General features: G+C 73.3%; 10 protein-coding genes. 5 read left to right on the plus strand and 5 right to left on the minus strand.

Annotated elements, in window-relative coordinates; genetic code table 11:
* The first annotated feature begins 122 nt into the window (after positions 1 to 122).
* From ABZW11_RS22925 to ABZW11_RS22940, 4 genes are all read left to right on the plus strand, one after another.
* Positions 123 to 4,568 (plus strand): hypothetical protein, encoded by a 4,446-nt coding sequence (locus ABZW11_RS22925; RefSeq protein ID WP_355420317.1) that lies wholly within the window; start codon positions 123 to 125, stop codon positions 4,566 to 4,568.
* 121 nt (positions 4,569 to 4,689) lie between these two features.
* A complete protein-coding gene (locus ABZW11_RS22930) occupies positions 4,690 to 5,508 on the plus strand; it encodes a helix-turn-helix transcriptional regulator (RefSeq protein ID WP_355420320.1) in 819 nt (272 codons plus the stop codon).
* 115 nt (positions 5,509 to 5,623) lie between these two features.
* Positions 5,624 to 6,523, plus strand: coding sequence for an oxidoreductase (locus tag ABZW11_RS22935; RefSeq protein ID WP_355420323.1), 900 nt, complete (start codon positions 5,624 to 5,626; stop codon positions 6,521 to 6,523).
* Positions 6,520 to 7,242: an SDR family oxidoreductase gene (locus tag ABZW11_RS22940; protein WP_355420325.1), complete on the plus strand. Its 723-nt coding sequence runs from the start codon at positions 6,520 to 6,522 to the stop codon at positions 7,240 to 7,242. Before ABZW11_RS22935 ends, ABZW11_RS22940 begins: the two co-directional genes overlap by 4 nt.
* Before the next feature lie 9 nt (positions 7,243 to 7,251).
* Here the strand turns inward: ABZW11_RS22940 and ABZW11_RS22945 are convergent, their stop codons facing one another.
* The 3 genes from ABZW11_RS22945 to ABZW11_RS22955 all read right to left on the minus strand — a co-directional run bounded on the left by ABZW11_RS22945 (position 7,252) and on the right by ABZW11_RS22955 (position 14,397).
* On the minus strand, positions 7,252 to 9,624 hold the full coding sequence (locus tag ABZW11_RS22945) for a hypothetical protein (RefSeq protein WP_355420328.1): 2,373 nt from the start codon (positions 9,622 to 9,624) through the stop codon (positions 7,252 to 7,254).
* Between the two features lie 154 nt (positions 9,625 to 9,778).
* The gene (locus ABZW11_RS22950) at positions 9,779 to 13,012 is read right to left on the minus strand and encodes a hypothetical protein (protein WP_355420331.1); all 3,234 of its coding nucleotides are present in this window, start codon (positions 13,010 to 13,012) and stop codon (positions 9,779 to 9,781) included.
* Positions 13,009 to 14,397, minus strand: coding sequence for a glycoside hydrolase family 43 protein (locus tag ABZW11_RS22955; RefSeq protein ID WP_355420334.1), 1,389 nt, complete (start codon positions 14,395 to 14,397; stop codon positions 13,009 to 13,011). Before ABZW11_RS22955 ends, ABZW11_RS22950 begins: the two co-directional genes overlap by 4 nt.
* 353 nt (positions 14,398 to 14,750) lie before the next feature.
* On the opposite strand from ABZW11_RS22955, the gene ABZW11_RS22960 reads away from it, so the two are divergent.
* Positions 14,751 to 15,569, plus strand: a complete 819-nt coding sequence (locus tag ABZW11_RS22960) for a hypothetical protein (protein WP_355420336.1) — start codon at positions 14,751 to 14,753, stop codon at positions 15,567 to 15,569.
* Between the two features lie 64 nt (positions 15,570 to 15,633).
* Here the strand turns inward: ABZW11_RS22960 and ABZW11_RS22965 are convergent, their stop codons facing one another.
* Positions 15,634 to 18,117 (minus strand): PEP/pyruvate-binding domain-containing protein, encoded by a 2,484-nt coding sequence (locus tag ABZW11_RS22965; RefSeq protein ID WP_355420339.1) that lies wholly within the window; start codon positions 18,115 to 18,117, stop codon positions 15,634 to 15,636.
* A gap of 1 nt (position 18,118) precedes the next feature.
* Positions 18,119 to 18,811, minus strand: a complete 693-nt coding sequence (locus ABZW11_RS22970) for a helix-turn-helix domain-containing protein (RefSeq protein WP_355420342.1) — start codon at positions 18,809 to 18,811, stop codon at positions 18,119 to 18,121.
* Between the last annotated feature and the right edge of the window lie 52 nt (positions 18,812 to 18,863).

The following is an 18,863-nucleotide window of genomic DNA, read 5'->3' on the forward strand; positions in this document are numbered from 1 at the left end:
AATATGCAGCGATAGCGGCGGTTGAGCGGCCGTTCGTGCCCCTCGACGGCCGCCCCGGACGTGCGTACATTGGCATCCTACGAACGCCGAACTCGACGAGCCTTTGCGCGGTGGAACGCCGGATGACCGAGGACGAATCAGCAGCCACGATCGAGAAGTCGCGGCTCGTGCGCGACTCACGTTGGAACGGTCCACCGTTGCTGCTGGCCGACGCGGGGGCCCGGGTGCTGCTGGCCGGCACGGGCACGCATCGGCCCGCGTCCCGGCTGCCGCAGGCGCCCGCCGTGGCCGCCACCCTCACCGACGTCGCCCGCTGCCTGGTCGAGCGGGCGCACCTGGCGCCCGACCGGCTCGACGTGCTGCTCGACCCGCCCACGCCCGGAGAGCTGGGCGAGGCGCTGGAGCGGGCGGCGCGCGAGGCGACGAGCGTGCTGATGTTCCACTTCGTGGGGCATGCCCTGTTCGGGCCCGGTGACGAGCTCTATCTCGCCACCGGGGCGACCATCGACCTCTTCGAGGGCACCGCGGGCTATCAGGCGCTGCCGTACGCGCTGGTGCGGCGCATCCTCGCCGGGTCGCGGGCCGAGCTGGCCGTGGTGGTGCTCGACTGCTGCTTCAGCGGCGGCGGGCGGCCGGTGGCCGCCAAGGCGATGGATCAGCCGCTGGCCTGGCCCGGCGCCTACGTGCTGGCGTCGTCGAGCCGCGATCCCAACTCGTGGGCGCTGCCCGGCGTCCGGCACACCGCGCTCAGCGGCGGGCTGCTGCGGCTGCTGCACGAGGGCGACCCCGAGGGGCCGGCCGCGTTCACGCTCGACCACGTCCACCACCGCCTGGCCCGCTCACTGCCCGCCGCCGGGTTCCCGCGGCCCCTGCGGGAGGCGGGCGAGCTGCGTGAGCTTGCGCCGCTGGCCGCGAACCCGGCTCACGCGGCGCCCCGGGTGCGGCAGCGGCCGGTGGGCGCGCCGGGCGACCCCGACAGCCCTTACCGGGGGCTGGTGGCGTACGGGCCGGAGCAGGCGGGGGTGTTCGCCGGGCGCGAGGACGCGACGCGGTCGCTGGCCGCGCGGGTCCGGCAGGCGCTCAGGGCGGCGCGGCCGCCGATGGTGCTCGGGGGGCAGGCGTTCGAGACCGGCGGGCCGCTGCTCGTCACTGGGCCGTCGGGCTGCGGGAAGACGTCGCTGCTGCGGGCCGGGCTGCTGCCCGCGCTCAAGGACGAGGTGGGCAGGTGCGTGGTGCTGACCCCCGGCTCAGCGCCGACGGCGGCGCTGGCCGGTGAGCTGGCCGTGCTCGGCGGGGCCGATCCCGTACGCCTGCGCGCGATCATCGAGTCCGATCCCGGCGCGGCCCGGCGCGGGCTGCCCGGGCCGACGCTGGTGGTGGTGGACCAGTTCGAGGAGGTGTTCACCACCTGCGGGGACGAGACGGCGCGGCGGCGGTTCGTGGCGGCGCTGGCCGAGCTGTCGGCATCGGCGGCGGTGGTGATCGCCGTACGCGGTGACTTCTTCGCGCGCTGCGCGGCCTACCCGGGGCTGCTGGGGTCGATGCGGCAGCCGGAGATCGTGCCGCTGATGTCGCCCGCCGGGGTGCGCAGGGCCGTCGAGGAGCCGGCCGCGCGGGCCGGGCTCGCCGTCGAGCCGGGGCTGACGGAGCTGATCCTGGAGGACCTGCGCGGGGTCTCCGACGACCAGTTGCCGCGGCTGTCGCACGCGTTGCTGGCGACGTGGCGGCGGCGTACCGGCGGGGTGCTCACCATGGAGGGCTACCGCGCGGCCGGCGGGGTCGCGCGGGCGATCGCGATGAGCGGCGAGGAGACGCTGCGGCGGCTCGGCGCCGAGTCGGAGCCGGTGGCGCGGGCGCTGCTGGAGCGGCTGGTGCGCGTGGACGAGCGGGCGGGCGCGGTGCCGTGCCGGGTGCCGGTGGCCGAGCTGAGCCAGGGGCCCGAGTCGGTGCCCGGGCAGGTGCTGGCCGAGCTGGTCAGGGCGCGGCTGGCCGTCGTCGAGCGCGACGAGGCGCGGCTGGTGCACGAGGCGCTGGTGCGGGGCTGGCCCCGGCTGGCGAGCTGGGCGGAGTCGCGGCGGGCGAGCCTGCTCGTACGCGCCAGGCTGGCCGAGGACGCCGCCCTGTGGCGCGAGGACGGCAGAAACCCCTCTCACCTCTACACCGACGACCGCCTCACCACCGCGGAGACCGTCGTCGGCCGCGCCCGCAACGAACGGCGGGAAGGCGAGTCGGTGGGGCGCGGGGTCGCGCGGTGGGCCGCGGCGGGTGGACCGGCATCGGGGGAGGTGAGTGCGGAGGAGCGGGAGTTCCTCGTGGCGTCGCGGCGGCGGCAGGAGCGCAGGAAGCTGGTCGCGCGTGGCGCCATCGCCGTGCTCAGCGCGCTCGTGCTGGCAGGGGCGGCGGGCGGTGTCGTCGCGGTGGTGCAGGGCGGCAGGGCCGACGCGCGGGCGGCGGAGGCGTCCAGGCTGCGCGACGAGGCGCTGTCGCGCGAGGTCGCGGCGGCGGCGAGCGGCACGGGCGACACCTCGCTCGGCGCCCAGCTCGCGCTGGCGGCCTACCGCCTGTCCCCCACGCCCGAGGCGCGCGGCGCGCTGCTCGGCTCGCTCTCGCGCCCGATCGGCGCGCGGCTGATCGGCCACACCGCCCCCGTCGAGCGGGTGGCCTACCGTCCCGACGGCCGGGTGGCCGTGACGGCGTCGGGCGACGCCACCGCCCGGTTGTGGAACGTCGCCGACCCGCTGCGGCCCAGGCCGCTGGGCGTGGTGCAGGGGCACACGGGCGGGGTGCGCGCGGTCGCGTTCACCCCCGACGGGAAGGTGCTGGCCACGGGGTCGGCCGACGGCACGGCCAGGCTGTGGGACGTCTCCGACACCGCGCGCCCGCGCCCGCTGGCCACGCTCAAGGGCCACAAGGAGCTGGTCGGCTCGGTGGCGTTCACGCCGGAGGGCGACGTCCTCGCCACCGCCTCGCCCGACGGCACGACACGGCTGTGGAGCACGGCAGACACGGAGAAGCCCAAGGCGCTGTCGGTCATCCGGCAGGACGCCGGCTTCACCGAGACGGTCTTCAGCCCCGACGGCCGCCTGGCCGCGCTGGCGACGGCCGGGGGCACGATCACCATCCTCGACGTACGCACCCCCGCCACGCCTGCCACGCTGGCGACGCTGACCTCGCAGCACGACGGCGTGCGCGGCGTCGCGTTCTCCCCCGACGGCACAAACCTGGCGGCGGGCACGGCGGACGGCACGGTCGAGCTGTGGGACGTCGCCGCCGCGAAGCCGGCCGGCACCGCGAAAGGGAGCGGCGCGGCGGTGCACGACGTCGCGTTCTCCCCCGACGGCGCCCTGCTGGCCGCCGCGTCGGCCGACGCCGACGTCCGGCTGTGGAGCGTGGCGGACCCGGCCGCACCCGAGCCGGCGGCGACCCTGGCGGGCTCCCCCGACGCGGTGACGGGCGTGGCGTTCAGCCCCGACGGCGGGCGGCTGGCGACGTCCTCGGCCGACGGGGTCGCCCGCCTGTGGAACGTCTCCGACGCCGCCCGCCTCGCCCCCCGCGCCAGGCTCGCCCGGCACACCGACGAGGTGAACGCCGTGGCGATCTCCAAGGGCGGCACCACGCTGGCCACCGCCTCCGACGACGCGACCGTCATGCTGTGGGACGTCTCCGACCCGGCCGGCGTCACCCCGCAGTCCACGCTGTCCGGCCACACCGAGCCGGTGCTGACGGCCGCGTTCAGCCCTGACGGCAGCCGCCTGGTCACCGCCTCGCGCGACGGCACCGCCCGGCTCTGGGACGTCTCCTCGCCCGCCGCCCCCACGCTGCTCGGCACGATCACCGGGGGCATCCGCTCGGCCGCGTACGGCGCCGACGAGCGTACGGTGCTGACCACCGCCACCGACGGCAGGGCCGCGTTGTGGAACGTCGCCACGCCGGCCGCGCCCGTGCGCCTCGCCTACCTCGGCCCCGCCGACGCCCGGCTGCGGGCCGCCGCGTTCCGCCCCGACGGCAAGCTGGTGGCGACCGGCTCCGGCACCTCGTCCGTACGGCTCTGGGACGTCTCCAAGCCGGCCCGCCCCAAAGCGGCCGCCACGTTCACCGCGCACGCCGGCGAGGTGCTCGGCCTGCGGTTCAGCCACGACGGCGAGACGCTGGCCACGGCGTCGTCCGACGGCACCGCCCGGCTCTGGGACGTCTCCGCCCCCGCCTCCCCCCGCCGCCTGGCGGAGCTGACCGGCCACGACGGCGACGTGGCGGCGGTGGCGTTCGCCGCCGACGACCGCAGGCTCGTCACGGCCTCCGACGACAGGACCGTGCGCGTCTGGGACGTCGCCGATCCGGCCGGCCCCGCGCCGTGGTCGGTGTTCGCGGGGCAGCGCCCGGTGCTGGACGCCGTGCCGGGGCCCGACGGCACCGTGCTCGCCGGCACGTCGGGCAGCGCCGTGCAGCTCTGGGGGCTGAACGCCGAGCAGGCGAGCGCCTGGGTCTGCGAGTCGGCCGGCACGTCGATCACCCGCGAGGAATGGGCCCGCCACCTTCCCGGCCACCCCTACACCCCGCCGTGTCCCTGAGAACCGATGGGCGCACTCTCCGAGGCTGCGCGGGCCGGCACTGAGGAGGACTTGCGGGTGGGAGTTTCCCGCCCACCCTCAGGGCACCTGGACAGCGGGTTCCTGGCCTAGCCTGGAGGACATGGACACGGAGAACCTGCTCGGGCAGTTCCTGCGGGCCCGCCGCGAGCTGCTCCAACCCGAAGATCTCGGCATGCCGGTCGGCGCGCGCCGGCGGGTGGCGGGGCTGCGCCGCGAGGAGGTGGCGCGGCTGGCCGGGGTCAGCACCGACTACTACATCCGCCTCGAACAGGGCCGCGAGCGGCACCCGTCCGCCCAGGTGGTGGACGCCCTGGCCAGGGCGCTGGAGCTGGAGGACGACGCTGCGGCCCACCTGCACCGGCTGGCCCACCCCGCCATCGAGAGCCGCCGGTCGTCCCAAGGCCCCGAGCGGGTGAGCGACGCCCTGCTGCGCATGATGGCGGCCTGGCCGCACACACCGGCCGTGGTGCTGGGCCGCCGCATGACCGTGCTGGCCGCCAACACGCTCGGCGAGGCGCTGTTCGCCGGGCATGCCCACAGCGACGACCTGATGCGGCTGGTGTTCCTCGACCCCGACGCGCGCACGTTCTACCCCGACTGGGACCGGGTCGCGGCCAACACCGTGGGCGGGCTGCGCTCGTCCATCGGCACCGACTACGACGACCCCGAGCTGGTCGAGCTGGTCGGCGAGCTGTCGCTGAAGAGCGCCGCGTTCCGCGAGCTGTGGGCCCGCCACGACATCCGCCAGAAGACCCACGAGACCAAACGCTTCCGCCATCCGCTGGTCGGCGAGCTGGTCCTGCACTACGAGTCGCTGACCGTGAACAGCGCGCCCGGCCAGCAGCTCGTCGTCTACCAGGCCGATCCGGGCAGCCCGTCGGAGGAACGCCTCTCGCTGCTGGGCAGCCTCACCGCCTGACCGTCTGATCCACGTACGCATTCAGCGCGACCGCCGTCGCGCCATCCCGGCATGCCCGCGACGCGATGACGCACGCCCGCCGGGACACCCCACACCATCGGAGTTTCCACCTGTCATGAGCAACGACCACACCCCTGTCTGGTTCATCACCGGCTGTTCGACCGGCCTCGGCCGGGCGCTCGCCGCCGCCGTGCTCGGCCGTGGTCACCGCGCCGCCGTCACCGCCCGCTCGCCCGAGCAGGTGGCCGGTCTGGTGGCCGCCCACCCGGGCCGCGCCCTCGCCCTGCCCCTCGACGTCACCGACCGGCACCAGGTCGAGCGGGCGGTGAAGGCGGCCGAGACCGAGTTCGGCGGCATCGACGTGCTGGTCAACAACGCCGGGTACGGCTATCTCGCCGCCCTGGAGGAAGGCGAGGACGACCAGGTCAGGGCGCTGTTCGAGACGAACGTGCACGGCCTGGTGGACGTCACCAAGGCCGTGCTGCCCGGCATGCGCGCCCGCCGCGCCGGCCACGTCGTGAACATCTCGTCGCTGGGCGGGCTGGCCGCGTTCGGGGCGACCGGCTACTACCACGCCACCAAGTTCGCCGTGGAGGGGCTGTCGGAGTCGCTCGCGGCCGAGGTGGGACCGCTGGGCATCAAGGTCACGATCGTGGAGCCAGGCGCGTTCCGTACGAACTGGTCGGGGCCCTCGATGCGGCAGTCCGAGACCCGCATCGCCGACTACGACGAGACCGCCGGCGCCCGGCGCGCGTCCACCCTGGCCACCTACGGCCACCAGCCAGGCGACCCCGGCAGGGCCGCCGCGGCGATCATCACGGCGGTCGAGTCGCCTGAGCCGCCGCTGCGGCTGCTGCTCGGCAAGGCCGCCTACGACGTCGCCACCGCCCGGCTCACCACGCTCAAGGCCGGCTTCGACGCCTGGCGCGAGCTGACGCTCAGCGCCGACTTCCGGGCCGACTACCCGACGGACTACCCGGCTGACTACCCGGCCGGCACCAAGGAGGAAGCATGAGCAAGATCGTTCTCATCACCGGTGCGAGCAGCGGCATCGGCGAGGCCACCGCGCGCCGGCTGGCCGCCGAGGGCCACATCGTGGTGCTCGGCGCGCGCCGCGAGGACCGGCTCGCCGAGCTCGCGAAGGCCATCGAGGCGGACGGCGGCACGGCCGACGTGCGGCGGCTGGACGTCACCGACCGTCAGGACGTCGCCGCCTTCGCCGACGAGGCCGCCCAGCGGTACGGCCGGTTCGACGTGATCGTCAACAACGCCGGCGTGATGCCGCTGTCCCGGCTGGATGCGCTGCTGGTGGACGAGTGGGACCGGATGATCGACGTGAACGTGCGCGGCCTGCTGCACGGGATCGCCGCCGCGCTGCCCCACTTCCAGCGGCAGGGCACCGGCCACTTCGTCACCATCGCCTCGACCGGCGCGTACGAGGTGGTGCCGACGGGCGCGGTCTACTGCGCGACAAAGTACGCCGCCCGCGCCATCACCGAGGGCCTGCGCCTGGAGCTGGACCCCGCCATCCGTGTCACCACGATCTCCCCCGGCGTCGTGGAGTCCGAACTGGCCGACTCCATCACCGACCCGGGCGCGCGGGAGAAGATGCGCACGTACCGGGCGCACACCATCTCACCGGACTCGGTCGCGGGCGCCATCGCGTACGCCATCGGCCAGCCGCCCGGCGTGGACGTCAACGAGCTGATCATCCGTCCGACCCACCAGCGCTGAGACCTGTGGTCAGGGGTGGGGGCCGCTGTTGGGGAGGCCCTCGCCCTCCGGTTCGAGTGCGTAGGCGATGCCCGCGTCGACGTCGCTGTCATAGCCGGTCCGGTACGCCGCCGCGTAGGCGTTGTCGCCGAGGACGGCCCTGGCCTGCGCCTCGCACGCCCTCCGCGCCGCCACCCACTCGGGCACGCCGGCCTGCGCCTGCCCGTGGTTGCTCCACACCCGCTGCGCCAGCCCGAGCAGCCGGGCCGCGCGCAGGGAGTGACCGGCCGCGCCGGCCGACAGCGCGAGCAGGTCGACGGTCAGCCCGATGCCGAACGTGTCGTGCAGCCGCCGCTTGGTCCGTAACGCCGCCTGGCCGTAGCGGACGGCGGCGGCCACCCGTCCGCCCCTCAGCTCGGCCTGCCCCCGCAGGAAGTCGCCGTGGGAGCGCATGAGCTGCTCGCCGCGCCCGTCGCACAGGCCACGCAGGTCTTCGAGGACGGCGACGGCCTGATCCAGCCGCCCGGCCACGGTCAGCGCGTGCGCGCGGCAGAGCAGCGCCAGCAGGCCGGCGATGGTGGGCGGCTCGTCGTTCCACCGGTCCCGGTAGGCGGGCTCCGACTCGGCCAGGACCTGAGCGAGGTCACCGCGGATCACCCCGACCGCCGACCGCAGCGCCCTGGCGCAGACGGCGGCGTAGATCTCGACGTGCCCGGCCCCCTCATAGGCGGCGAACCCGCCGGCGGAGGCCGGGGCGGCACGCCTGTGCACCGCGGAGAGGTCACCATGGGCCGCGGGCTCCTCAGCGGGAGTCGCCGGCACGTCGCCGGAGACCGGAGGGGTGGCCGCGTGGAGGTCGCCGGCGACCACGGCGATCTGCGTGGCTCGTTCTTCTGCGCTCTGCGCGTCGCCCTGCGAGGCGGCCAGGAGGCCGTCGGCCCACAACGCCTGGATGAGGGCGGGTTCGGGGCGGCGGGCCTGTGCGAGGGCCTGGCGGAGGTGGTGGCGGCCCTCCTTGACGTGGCCGCAGCCGTACCAGAAGAACGCCAGGACTCCGGCCAGCTCAAGAGCGGGACGGCCGTCGTCGGCGGACAGGGCGACGTCAAGGGCGGCGCGGAGGTTGTCGTGCTCGCCCACCATGCGGTCGTACCAGGAGAGCTGGCCGGGCCCGAGCCAGCCGGCGGCGCCCTTGATGGACAGCGCCAGGTAGTGCTCGCGGTGGCGCTGCTTGAAGCGCTCTTCCTCGCCGAGGTCGCGCAGCCGGCGGGCGCCGTACTCGCGCAGCGTGTCGAGCATGCGGTAACGCTCGCCCGCGCCGGTCGGCAGCCAGGTCAGCACGGAGTCCTCGGCCAGGGCGTCGAGCAGCAGCCCGACGTCCCTCTCCGGCAACCGCTCGTCGGCGCAGACCTGGCGGGCGGCCTCGGCGTCGAAGTCACCCGCGAACACCGACAGCCGCGCCCACAGCAGCCGCTCCGCGGGCTCGCACAGCTCGTGGCTCCATCCGACGGCGGTGCCCAGCGCCTGGTGCCACGGCGGCTCGCCGGGGGCGGCAGGGCCGGAGGGGGCAGGGCCGGGGGCGGCAGGGTCGGGGGCGGCAGGGCCGGAGGGGGCAGGGTCGGCGCCGAGCGCGGCGAAGCGGTCGTCGAGCCGGTCGGCGAGGTAGCCGAGGGGCAGGGTGCGCAGCCGGGCGGCGGCCAGCTCGATCGCGAGCGGGATGCCTTCGAGCCTGCGGCACAGCCGTACGACGGCCTCCTGGCTCTCCTTGCCCAGGTCGAAGCCGGGCACGGTCTCGGCGGCACGCTCGGCGAGCAGCGTCACCGCGTCGCCCGCGAGCGCCGTCGTATCGGCGGGCGGGACCGCCAGCGGCTCGATCACGACCAGCGTCTCGCCCGCCACCTCCAGCGGGCGGCGGCTGGTGGCGAGGACGCGCAGCCCCGGTACGGCGTCGAGCAGCGCGGCCACGACCCTGCCGCAGGGGCCGGCGAGGTGTTCGCAGCCGTCGAGGACGATCAGCAGCTCGCGCCCCGACAGGTGCTCGGTCAGCACCTCGGGCATGGGGCGCGCGGTCTGGTCGGACAGCCGCAGCGCGCCGGCGACCGCGTGCGGCACGAGGCCGCCGTCGCGCAGCGTGGACAGGTCGACCAGCCAGGCGCCGCCGCCGAACTCGGCCCGCAGCTCGGCTGCCGCGCGCTGCGCCACGCGTGACTTCCCGACGCCTCCGGCGCCGGTCAGCGTCACCAGGCGGGATCGCCGGCAGGCCGTACGCACCTGGCCGATCTCGGCGCGGCGGCCGACCAGGCTGGTCAGCTCGGGTGGGAGATTGCCCGCCTGCCACTTGCCTGCCATCGTGATCGCCACCCATCCGGCCGGGGAGTGTGACAGCAGCTTGCCCCATGACGGCACGCTCCGTCACCAAAAGTAAGGAAGCAACTACTCCGATGCTGGAGATGGTGCGCCCGTGCCAGGGGTGGCGTCAAGGGCGGGCGGCAGGGGCGGGCGAGGGGCGCGGGTGTGAAAGCGGGGGCGCGTCCGCGGGCCTGGACGCGCCCCCGCGCTCTCAGCTCCCGTAGGCCTTGACCTCCAGGAGGCCCACGGAGCTCGTCCCGTTGCCGGTCAGCAGCACGCGCAGGCGGGTGGTGCCGGTGGCGGCGAAGGTGACGGTGTTGTAGGCGTTCTTCGCCAGCGTGTACGCCGACGCGCCCGGCACGTCCACGTACGCGCTGCCGTTCCAGTACTGCAGCTTCCACGACGCCGGCATGTCGATGCCCTGGTCGTCGTCGAAGAAGTACACCTCGGCCCGGTTCAGCGTGCGGGCGGACGACCAGGTGAGGTCCACCCACTGCTGGCCGGTCTCAGGCCAGCAGCCCCAGCGCGGGTTGACGGTGTCGTTCGAGGAGGGCGGGTCGATGCCGTCGTTGACGGCGGCGACGCTCTCCCACGACGACGTGTACGACGCGCTGGGCACGGCCGACGAGGCGTGGTCGGTGGACGGCTGGACGCCGCCGCCCCGGTTGTGCACCTTGATCTCGGTAAGCCCGGTCCTGGCCCCCGGCGCGGCGGTGAACAGCACCCGCATCCGCTGTGCGCTGACGGCGCCGAACCGCACCACGTTGTAGTTACCGCGCGGCGTCGCCGGTGTCTTGACCTGGGACGACGCGCTGACCCAGGCGCTGCCGTCGTGATACTGGACGTCGTACGAGACCGGCGCGCGGTAGGTGCCGCCGGCCGGCCGGCTGTCCTTGAAGTACAGCCGCACCTCGTCGAAGGTGCGTGCGGTGCCGAAGTTCAGCTCGTACCAGTCCTGGCCCGAGGCGGTGCCGCCCCAGAACGGCTCGTTGATGGGGAATCCGTCCACCGCGCCGGAGGTGGAGCTGCCGGACGCGGTCGTCGAGGCGGTGGCGGTCGCGCCGGAGGCCAGGTCGGCGAGGTCGGCGGTCAGGTCGACGCCGGCCTTGGCGAGCAGGTCGATCATGCGCGGGCTGCTGTGGACGACCTGGCCGGGCGCCTGCAGTCCGGGGACGGCGACGTTGTGCGTGACGGTGCCGCCGGTGGTGACCGCGCCGGTCGCCGGGTCCCACGTGAACGGCACCAGGTCCGACACGGTGGCGGCGCGGGTGCCGTTGACGTAGATGGAGTAGCCCTGCGGCACGCCCGGGTAGCGGGTCACGCCGTCGGCGGGGTCGTCCCAGACGATGGTCAGGTTCGCGTTGCGGTAGCGCAGGTTGTTGACCGTGAAGTGGGTCCAGCCGATGTCGATCGGCGACAGCTCCACCTTGGCGTCGTTGCGCGGCCGCAGCCCGGCGACGTCCTCGATGACGGTCCAGTTGCTGCTGCCCAGGATGTTGTGGTGGATCCAGGAGCGGTAGGTGATGGAGGAGCCGTTCCAGTCGGCCCAGAACTCGTTGGCGTCGGGCCACTGGGTGTTGCCGCCGACGTACTGCGCCCAGGCGTTCCAGTAGAGCAGCTTCTTGTACCAGGTGGCGTCGATCCACTCGTTGGGGTAGTTGCGCAGCACCGACGACAGCAGGCGGAACTGCACGGTCGAGTTGATCGTGGAGAAGTTGTTGCTGCCGGTGCCGGAGGCCGCCTTGTCGGCCTGGTTCGCGGTGTAGAAGGGGAAGATCGGATACTGCGCCGGGTCGTCGAACAGGCGCAGGGCCTGCTTGTACGTCGAGGTGTTCGGGATCGCGCCGACCGCGAACGGGTAATAGTTGTTGATCTCCTTCCACGGCACCCACTCGTTCGTGGACTTCAGCCGGTGCTCGAAGAGCTGCCTGTTCGGGTTCCACAGGACGCCGACGATGGCGTTTCGGATCTGGGTGGCGAGCGTGCGCATCTCGCCGGCCTTGGCGGTGTCGCCGATCGCCTCGTACGCCTGCGCCGCGGCCAGCGCGCCGCTGTACTGGTAGGCCGACTCGGCCCTGTCCATCCTGCCGGGCTTCCAGTGGAACGACACGGCGTCGGCGTCGTTGCCGGTCAGGGCGCCCCAGTCGTACTCGATGAGCTTGTTGCCGTCGGTGTCGTAGTGGGCGAGCTGGCCCTTGACGTCCTGCTCGGCGTAGCGGGCCAGGTTGGCGGCGACGGCGGGCTTGCCGCCGTGGATCTGGTAGCTCTTCCAGGCGGCCTCGGCGATGTACTGGGTGTAGCTGTTCGACCAGTTCTCCGGGTCGCCGGGATTGTCGACGAAGCGGCCGTTCTTGGAGGTCTGGCCGACGCTGAGCCAGTCGCCGTAGGCGTAGCCGGGATCGCGCAGGTACTTCAGGTCCTCGATGTGCATGGGCTGGGTGAGCGCGATCGCGTTGTTGTAGCCCAGCACGCCCTCCATGGAGGTGGGGAACTGGAAGGTCTGCCCGGGGATGTCGGCGTCGAGGTGGTTGAAGCGCATCAGCCACCAGCGGTAGTAGATGTTCTTCTTGATGGCTGGTTCGGGCACGTCGATGTAGGGGACGTTGTCGGCCCACCACCGGTTGTACGCGCGCACGTGGGTGGCGAACGCGGTGGCGGCCGAGTAGCCGGCGTAGGCGTCGTACTCGGTGCGCGAGGCCGGGATCTCGTTGGTGACGAAGCCCATGACGACCTTGACCGTCACCGTGGCGCCCGCCGCGACGGTGACCGAGCGGTTCAGCCCGCCGCTCGACACCGTGAACCCGTCGCCGGTGAGCCGCGGGTAGAGGGTGGTGAGGTTGTTGTAGGCGTTCACCTGGCCGGTCAGCTCGTTGCCGCTGCCGGTCGTGGCGTACGGCGAGGTGGCGCGCAGTTGCAGGGTCGTCGAGCCCGAGCCGCCGTTGGTGATGGCCAGGCCGGCCACCGCCACGTTGTTCTCGGTGATGAACTTGGTCTGGTTGATGGTGATCGAGCCGCTGGTGTGCCGGCTCTTCCAGTGGCTCGGCGCCTGCCAGCGGCTGCTCACCTGTTCGGTGAACGTGCCGGGCGAGACGGAGACGGTGAACGCGCTCGCGTTGCTGATGCTCTCCCAGTACGCCGCCTGCCCGGCGAAGCCCAGCGTGCCCGGCGTGTGCGTCTTCATGAACAGCGCCCGCCCGCGCGTCATCAGCCAGGTGCCCGCCGGGTCGTTGCCCGGACGGGCGAGCAGCCGGTCCATCCAGAAGTCGGTGCCGGAGCTCTCGGCGTCGTAGATGGCCCGCATGTAGTCGCCCGTCGTGTACGAGCCGGGCGGCGCCGGGATGGCGGGGCCGCTGAAGGCCGGGTAGCCGATGGTCTGGTCCGCGTACGCGGCGGGCGTCACCATCAGGGCCGCCAGGAGGAGTAAGGCCGACAGGATGCGCCTCATGCGAAGGCCCTCCATTCGAGCACGCCGGTCGAGTGGCCGGTACGGGAGGTGACGGACAGCCGCAGCCGGGTCGTGCTGACGGGGGTGAACGTGGTGACGTTGAACCTGTTCGCGGCGGTGCCGCAGCCCGACGCGCCGGGCACGGGGACGTACGCGCCGCCGTTCCAGTACTGCACCTGGCACGACGCCGGCAGGTCGATGCCCAAGCCGTCGTCGAACCAGTACACCTCCGAACGCGAGATCGTCCGCGCGCTCGGCCAGCGGTACTCGATCCACTCGGTGCCCTGGTGGTTCCAGTTGCCGTAGGCGCCGTGGCCGTGGTCGGCCGAGTTCGCCGGGGTGTGGCCGTCGTTGATCGCGCCCAGCGTCTCCCACGGCGACACGTACGACGTGGACGGGGTGGCGCTCGCCGCGAGGTTGCCCGGCGTCACGGGCCCGCCCGTCTGCTCCACCTTCCGCATGGTGCCGTCGGCGTTGAAGTACAGCTTGTCGATGGTCACCGAGCGGCGGAAGTCGCCCCCGCCCGGGGCCGCGGCGTTGTGGTAGACCATGTACCACTGGCCCTTGAACTCGATGATCGCCGGGTGGTTCGTCGTCGAGCTGACCTGGTCCAGCACCACGCCCCGGTGCGTCCATGGGCCCATCGGGTCGCTCGCGGTGGCGTACCTGACGCAGGCGTGGCCGGGGGCCGCGCAGCCCGAGTCGTTGGCCGCGTACGCGAGGTAGTAGACGCCGTTGCGCTTGAACATCCAGGGCGCCTCCCAGAAGTTCGACACGCCGCTCGGGGTGACGACCGGGCCGTTGAGCGTGGTCATGTCGGGGTTGAGGCGGGCGGCGCGCAGCCCGTAGTAGGAGCCCCAGTACAGGTAGACCTGGCCGTCGTCGTCGGTGAAGACCGTGGGGTCGATGTTGAGCGGGGCGGAGTTGGGGGTGCTGTCGCTGATCAGCGGGCCTCCCTTGGCGTCCCTGAACGGGCCGAGCGGGCTGTCGCCGACGGCCACGCCGATGTCCATCCAGCCGGGGCCGTTGCCGTTGACGGAGACGTACCAGTAGTAGCGGCCGTCGCTCCCACGCTCGACCTCGCCCGCCCAGGCGTCCGCGCCGGCCCAGGAGAAGTTCGAGATCGACAGCTTGGCGCCCTGGTCGGTGAAGGTGGCGGCGTCGGAGGAGGTGAAGGCGTGCCAGTCGCGCATGACGAAGTTCGTGCCGCCGGGCGGAGCCTCGTCGCGGCCGGTGTAGACGTACAGGGTGTCGCCTACGACCAGCGCGGCCGGGTCGGCCGTGTAGATCGCCGTGGTGATCGGCGGGCCCGCCAGCGCGGGCCGCGCGGTGGTGAGGAGGAGCAGGAGTGCCGCGGCGATGGCCGCCGCCCATCGTCGTCTCATGTGGGGCCCCTAGCGTCGGTCATGTGAGCGCTAACATCGTGGACTCGGGACTTCCTAAAAGGTTTTCGGGAAAATAGACCGGATGAACGGGGCTGTCAATCGATCGCTGCAACGTCCTGCACATGCGCTGACATGCATGACCATGGTGGTCATGCGCGCTGATCAGGTAGCCAACGCCTGGTCACATTTTCATATCACCGAAAAGGCTTTCGGCTTCTTGTGGGTGCTCGGGGATGGTGTTCGGCGCGTTTGCGCAGGTCAAAGGCGGTGAAACGGGTCGCGTGGCGTGCCCGGCGAGTCGCCCGTGTCGTGAGAAATTCCGAACAGTAGCTCCTGACCTTGAGGAACTTCCCGTGGCACACGATCACCAAAACCGGCGGGTCAGCCGGCGACGACTCATCACCGGCATCGGCTCGCTCGGCCTCGGCGGCCTCCTGACCGCGGGCGACCCCCGCGCCGCCGGCACTCTGGCCGACGTCCCGGCCTCCACGTTCGACACCGACACACACGCCAAGGCGCAGGCGCTGCTCTCCAGGGCGCAGGCGTGCAAGCTGACGCCCAGCACCAAGCAGGGCCCGTACTACTTCGAGACCGGCTCCGTCCGCAGCGACCTGCGCGAGGACCGCCAGGGCGTACGGCTGCGGCTGGCGCTCAAGGTCCAGGACGGCGGCACCTGCCTGCCCCTGCCCGGCGCCGCCGTCGAGGTCTGGCACTGCGACGCGGGCGGCCTCTACTCCGGCGCGGAGACGCAGTCACGCGACGTGCTGACGGGCGGCGACCAGGTCCGGGTCAGGCCGGGAACGGTCTTCACCGACCTCACCCCGTCCGACCGGCGCCGCTACCTGCGCGGCGTCCAGCTCGCCGACCGCGACGGCATCGTCCGCTTCACCACCATCTGGCCCGGCTGGTACCCGGGCCGCACGGTGCACGTCCACGTGATGGTCATGGTCGAGGACCAGCGAGCCTTGTGCACGGAGATCATGTTCGACGAGAAGCTGAACAGCCAGGTGCTCGCCACGCCCGCCTACCTCGGCCACCAGCAGCCCAGGGACACCTTCAACGGCAACGACCCGATCTTCAGGAACGACATGCTCGCCCACGTCGTCAAGGACGGCCCCGGCTACCTCGCCGCCACCGTCCTCGCCACGGACCACGACGACCAGAGCGCCTGACCCAGGGCAGGTCGCCGTGTCCGGGTCATCGGCGCGCCGCGCGAGTTTCGGGCAGGCCCAGCTTTCACTCCAGCACCTCGACGGTGCCGCGTTCGCCGTCCACCCTGATGCGGTCGCCGTCGCGCAGGCGCATGGTCGCGTTGCCGGTGCCGACGACGGCGGGGATGCCGAGTTCGCGGGCCACGATGGAGGCGTGCGACAGCGGCGCGCCCATGTCGGTGACCACGGCGGCGGAACGGGGGAACATCGGGGTCCAGCCGACGTTGGTGAGCGTGGTGACGAGGATTTCGCCGGGCTTGAGGCGGTCGCCGTCCTCGGGGCCGGCGAGCACGCGGGCGACGCCTTCCACCACGCCGGGCGCGCCGGGGAAGCCGGTGACGGTGTCGCTCACGGGGGCGGCGGGGCCGCGCGCGTCGTAGAGGTCGGCGCGGCGGGCGGGGTCGGCGGCCCAGCGTACGGGGTCGAAGGGGCCGACGATCAGCACCGGGTAGGGCGGCAGGGCGGCGTACCGCTCATAGGTGGCCCGCCGGGCCGGCACCTTCTCCAGGACGGACCGGTCGCCGCGCAGGAGGCGGAGCAGCTCGTCGAGGTGGAGGAAGAAGGCGTCGTCGCCGGCTCCGGTCAGCTCCCCCGCCCGTACGGTGAAGGCGCGCAGCACCCAGAACGCGCGGATCGACTCCGACCGGGCGGTCTCCCTGTCGCGGACGACGGCGTTCCACCGCCGCACCCGCGCCCGCATCGCGGCCTCCTTGCGGGGGTGGCGCCGGGCGAAGCGGGCCCACGCCTCGTCCCTGGCGGCGCGCTGGCGTTGGAGGAGCTGCTCGGTGCCGGCCCGCAGGTCGCCCACGCCGGCGAGCTGGGCGTCGATCCAGGCGGGGTCCTCGCCGGGCCGCGGGATGGACACCTCGAACTCGTGGGGGCCGCGATGCCCGTACGCGCGGGCGAACTCGTCCCTGCCGATCTCCCCCGCGGCCAGCCTGGACAGGCCGGTGAGCAGGCCCATGCTGGCCAGCTCGCCGTCGGCGTTGACGCCGGTCAGCATGGCCTCGGCGTCGATCTCGCCCACGAGCTTGTAGAGGCGGTGCCGGGTCATGACGAGGGTGGCGCCGCCCTGCCGGCCGGCGGTTTCCAGCATCTGGAAGGCGGTGACCGCGTGCGGGCGCAGCTCGCGTTCCCACAGCTCGGCCAGCTCGGCGGCGGTCGCGGCGGCGGCGACCCGGCCGCGCAGCTCCTCGCACCGGGCGGGCGAGGCGGCGAGGAAGGCGGGCATGCGCCGCAGGTTGCGGCGGACCCTGAGCCTGATGCCCACGGCCTCGGGCAGCACCCGTTTGACGATCTCCCACCGCGACAGGCCGAGCAGTGGCACCTCCAAGCCGGGCGGCAGCTTGCCGAAGACCTGCTCGACCGCGCCGAGCAGGCTCTTCACGCCGATGGCCGCGGCGACGGTGTGGAGGACACTGAGGTTCATGTAGAACCGGCCGCCGATGTTGCCGACGAGGTCGAAGCCGGGCATGGTGCTGGCCGACATGGCCTCGGCGATGAACAGCCGGACGTACGACCAGGTGATGGGGGTCATCACGTCGGGGATGGCCTCGCCCAGGTTGCCGCCGGTCCACAGGTGGCCGCCCTTGAGGCTGTCGTTCCACTCCTCCAGGGGCGTGGTGAGGCCGGTGATGGGGCGGGCCTGGACGATCGCGAACACGCCGTCGCGCCTGGCCCACTCGACGTCCATGGGGACGCCGTACAGGGCCTGGATGCGGGCGCCGAGCCCGGCCAGCGTCACGGCCTCGGCGTCGTCGAGCACGGGCGCGCCGCGCAGCGGCTCGGGCACCGGGCGCTCCTCGGTGCCGGTGGCGGTCCGCACGGTCATGACCTTCTTGTCACCGGTACGCGACTCCGCGACCCGGCCACCGCGCACCGTGATCACGTCGGGCGTGACGTGCCCGCCGACGACGGCCTCGCCGAGCCCCCACGAGGCGTTGATCACGGTCGCCTCGCGGTCGCCGGTGACCGGGTCGGCGGTGAACAGCACGCCGGCCGCGTCGGCGTCCACCAGCTCCTGGACGACCACGGCCAGCGCCACGTCGTCGTGCGGCACGCCGTGCCGGTCGCGGTAAGCGATGGCGCGGGGATTCCATAACGAGGCCCAGCACCGCCGTACGGCGTCGAGCAGGTCCGGGCCCCTGACGTTGAGATAGCTGTCCTGCTGGCCGGCGAACGACATGCCGGGCAGGTCCTCGGCGGTGGCCGACGAGCGCACGGCCACGGGCACGTCGTCGCCGAGGTCGGCGTAGGCGCGCAGGATCTGCCCGGCCGGCTCGTCCGGCACGTCGTGGGCGGCGAACAGCGCGGGGATCGCGTCCGGGTCGCCGGCCGAGAGGATCTCGTCGCGGAACCCGGCGACGAAGGCCCGGTAGGCGTCGGTGGTGATGTGGAACCCGCGCGGCACGGGCAGCCCGGCCCTGCTCAGCCGGGCCAGGGACGCGCCCTTGCCCCCGGCGGTGGCGAGGTCGGCGGCGGGGTCGTCGAGGGGGAGCACGGCACGCACGTCATACCTCCAGGGAGAGCGCCAGCTTCTGCTGGGCGGCCTCGGTCATGGCGTCGAGGAAGCGCCGGGTGGCGCGCGCGACGGCCTGCTCACCGCCGGGCGGCAGCGGCCCGCCGGGGCTCAGCGTCCGCTCGACGGTGGTGGTGACCAGCTCGGCGATCCGCTCGTCCGGCGGCTTGGCGTCCGGCAGGAACAGGAAACCGTAGACGATCGCAGTGATGACGATCACCTGCTCGCGCGGGTCGCCGTCGATGGCGCCGATCTCGGCCAGCTCCTCCGCGTACGCGTCGAGCGGCCCGCCGAGCGGCAGCCGCGGCCCGCTGTCGCGCTTGCGGCGGGTGAGCTTGCCGAGCACCTCGGAGTCGCCGCTGAGCATGGCCCGCATCAGCGGCCGGCCCAGCAGAGCCAGCGCGAACAGGCCGAACAGCTCGCCCGGCGTGGCCGGCTCCCGCTCGCGCACCTCGGCCACCAGGCGCACCCGCTCGCGCCGCAGCAGGGCGGTGAAAAGCTCGTCGCGGGTCTTCCAGTGCAGGTAGATGGTGCCCTTGGCGACACCCGCGCGCTGGGCGACGTCGTCGATCGTGGTCTTGTCGTAGCCCCACCGCAGGATCAGCTCCGTGGCGGCGTCGAGGATCCGGTGCGCCCGCTCGAGCCGGCGCGCCGGATCCTGCGGTGGCCGTCCTGTCCTGGCCATGCTGAATTCACCTCATCTTTGACCGATTGAGGCTATCCAGTCATCTAATTGA

The organism is Nonomuraea sp. NPDC004580, from assembly GCF_040609855.1.
In the GTDB taxonomy this organism is placed as follows: domain Bacteria; phylum Actinomycetota; class Actinomycetes; order Streptosporangiales; family Streptosporangiaceae; genus Nonomuraea; species Nonomuraea salmonea.

Excerpts from the sequence above, each read along its gene's own strand:
- ABZW11_RS22925 (WP_355420317.1), top strand. The coding sequence starts at position 123 with ATGACCGAGGACGAATCAGCAGCCACGATCGAGAAGTCGCGGCTCGTG.
- ABZW11_RS22930 (WP_355420320.1), top strand. The coding sequence starts at position 4,690 with ATGGACACGGAGAACCTGCTCGGGCAGTTCCTGCGGGCCCGCCGCGAG.
- ABZW11_RS22935 (WP_355420323.1), top strand. The coding sequence starts at position 5,624 with ATGAGCAACGACCACACCCCTGTCTGGTTCATCACCGGCTGTTCGACC.
- ABZW11_RS22940 (WP_355420325.1), top strand. The coding sequence starts at position 6,520 with ATGAGCAAGATCGTTCTCATCACCGGTGCGAGCAGCGGCATCGGCGAG.
- ABZW11_RS22950 (WP_355420331.1), bottom strand. The coding sequence starts at position 13,012 with ATGAGGCGCATCCTGTCGGCCTTACTCCTCCTGGCGGCCCTGATGGTG.
- ABZW11_RS22955 (WP_355420334.1), bottom strand. The coding sequence starts at position 14,397 with ATGAGACGACGATGGGCGGCGGCCATCGCCGCGGCACTCCTGCTCCTC.
- ABZW11_RS22970 (WP_355420342.1), bottom strand. The coding sequence starts at position 18,811 with ATGGCCAGGACAGGACGGCCACCGCAGGATCCGGCGCGCCGGCTCGAG.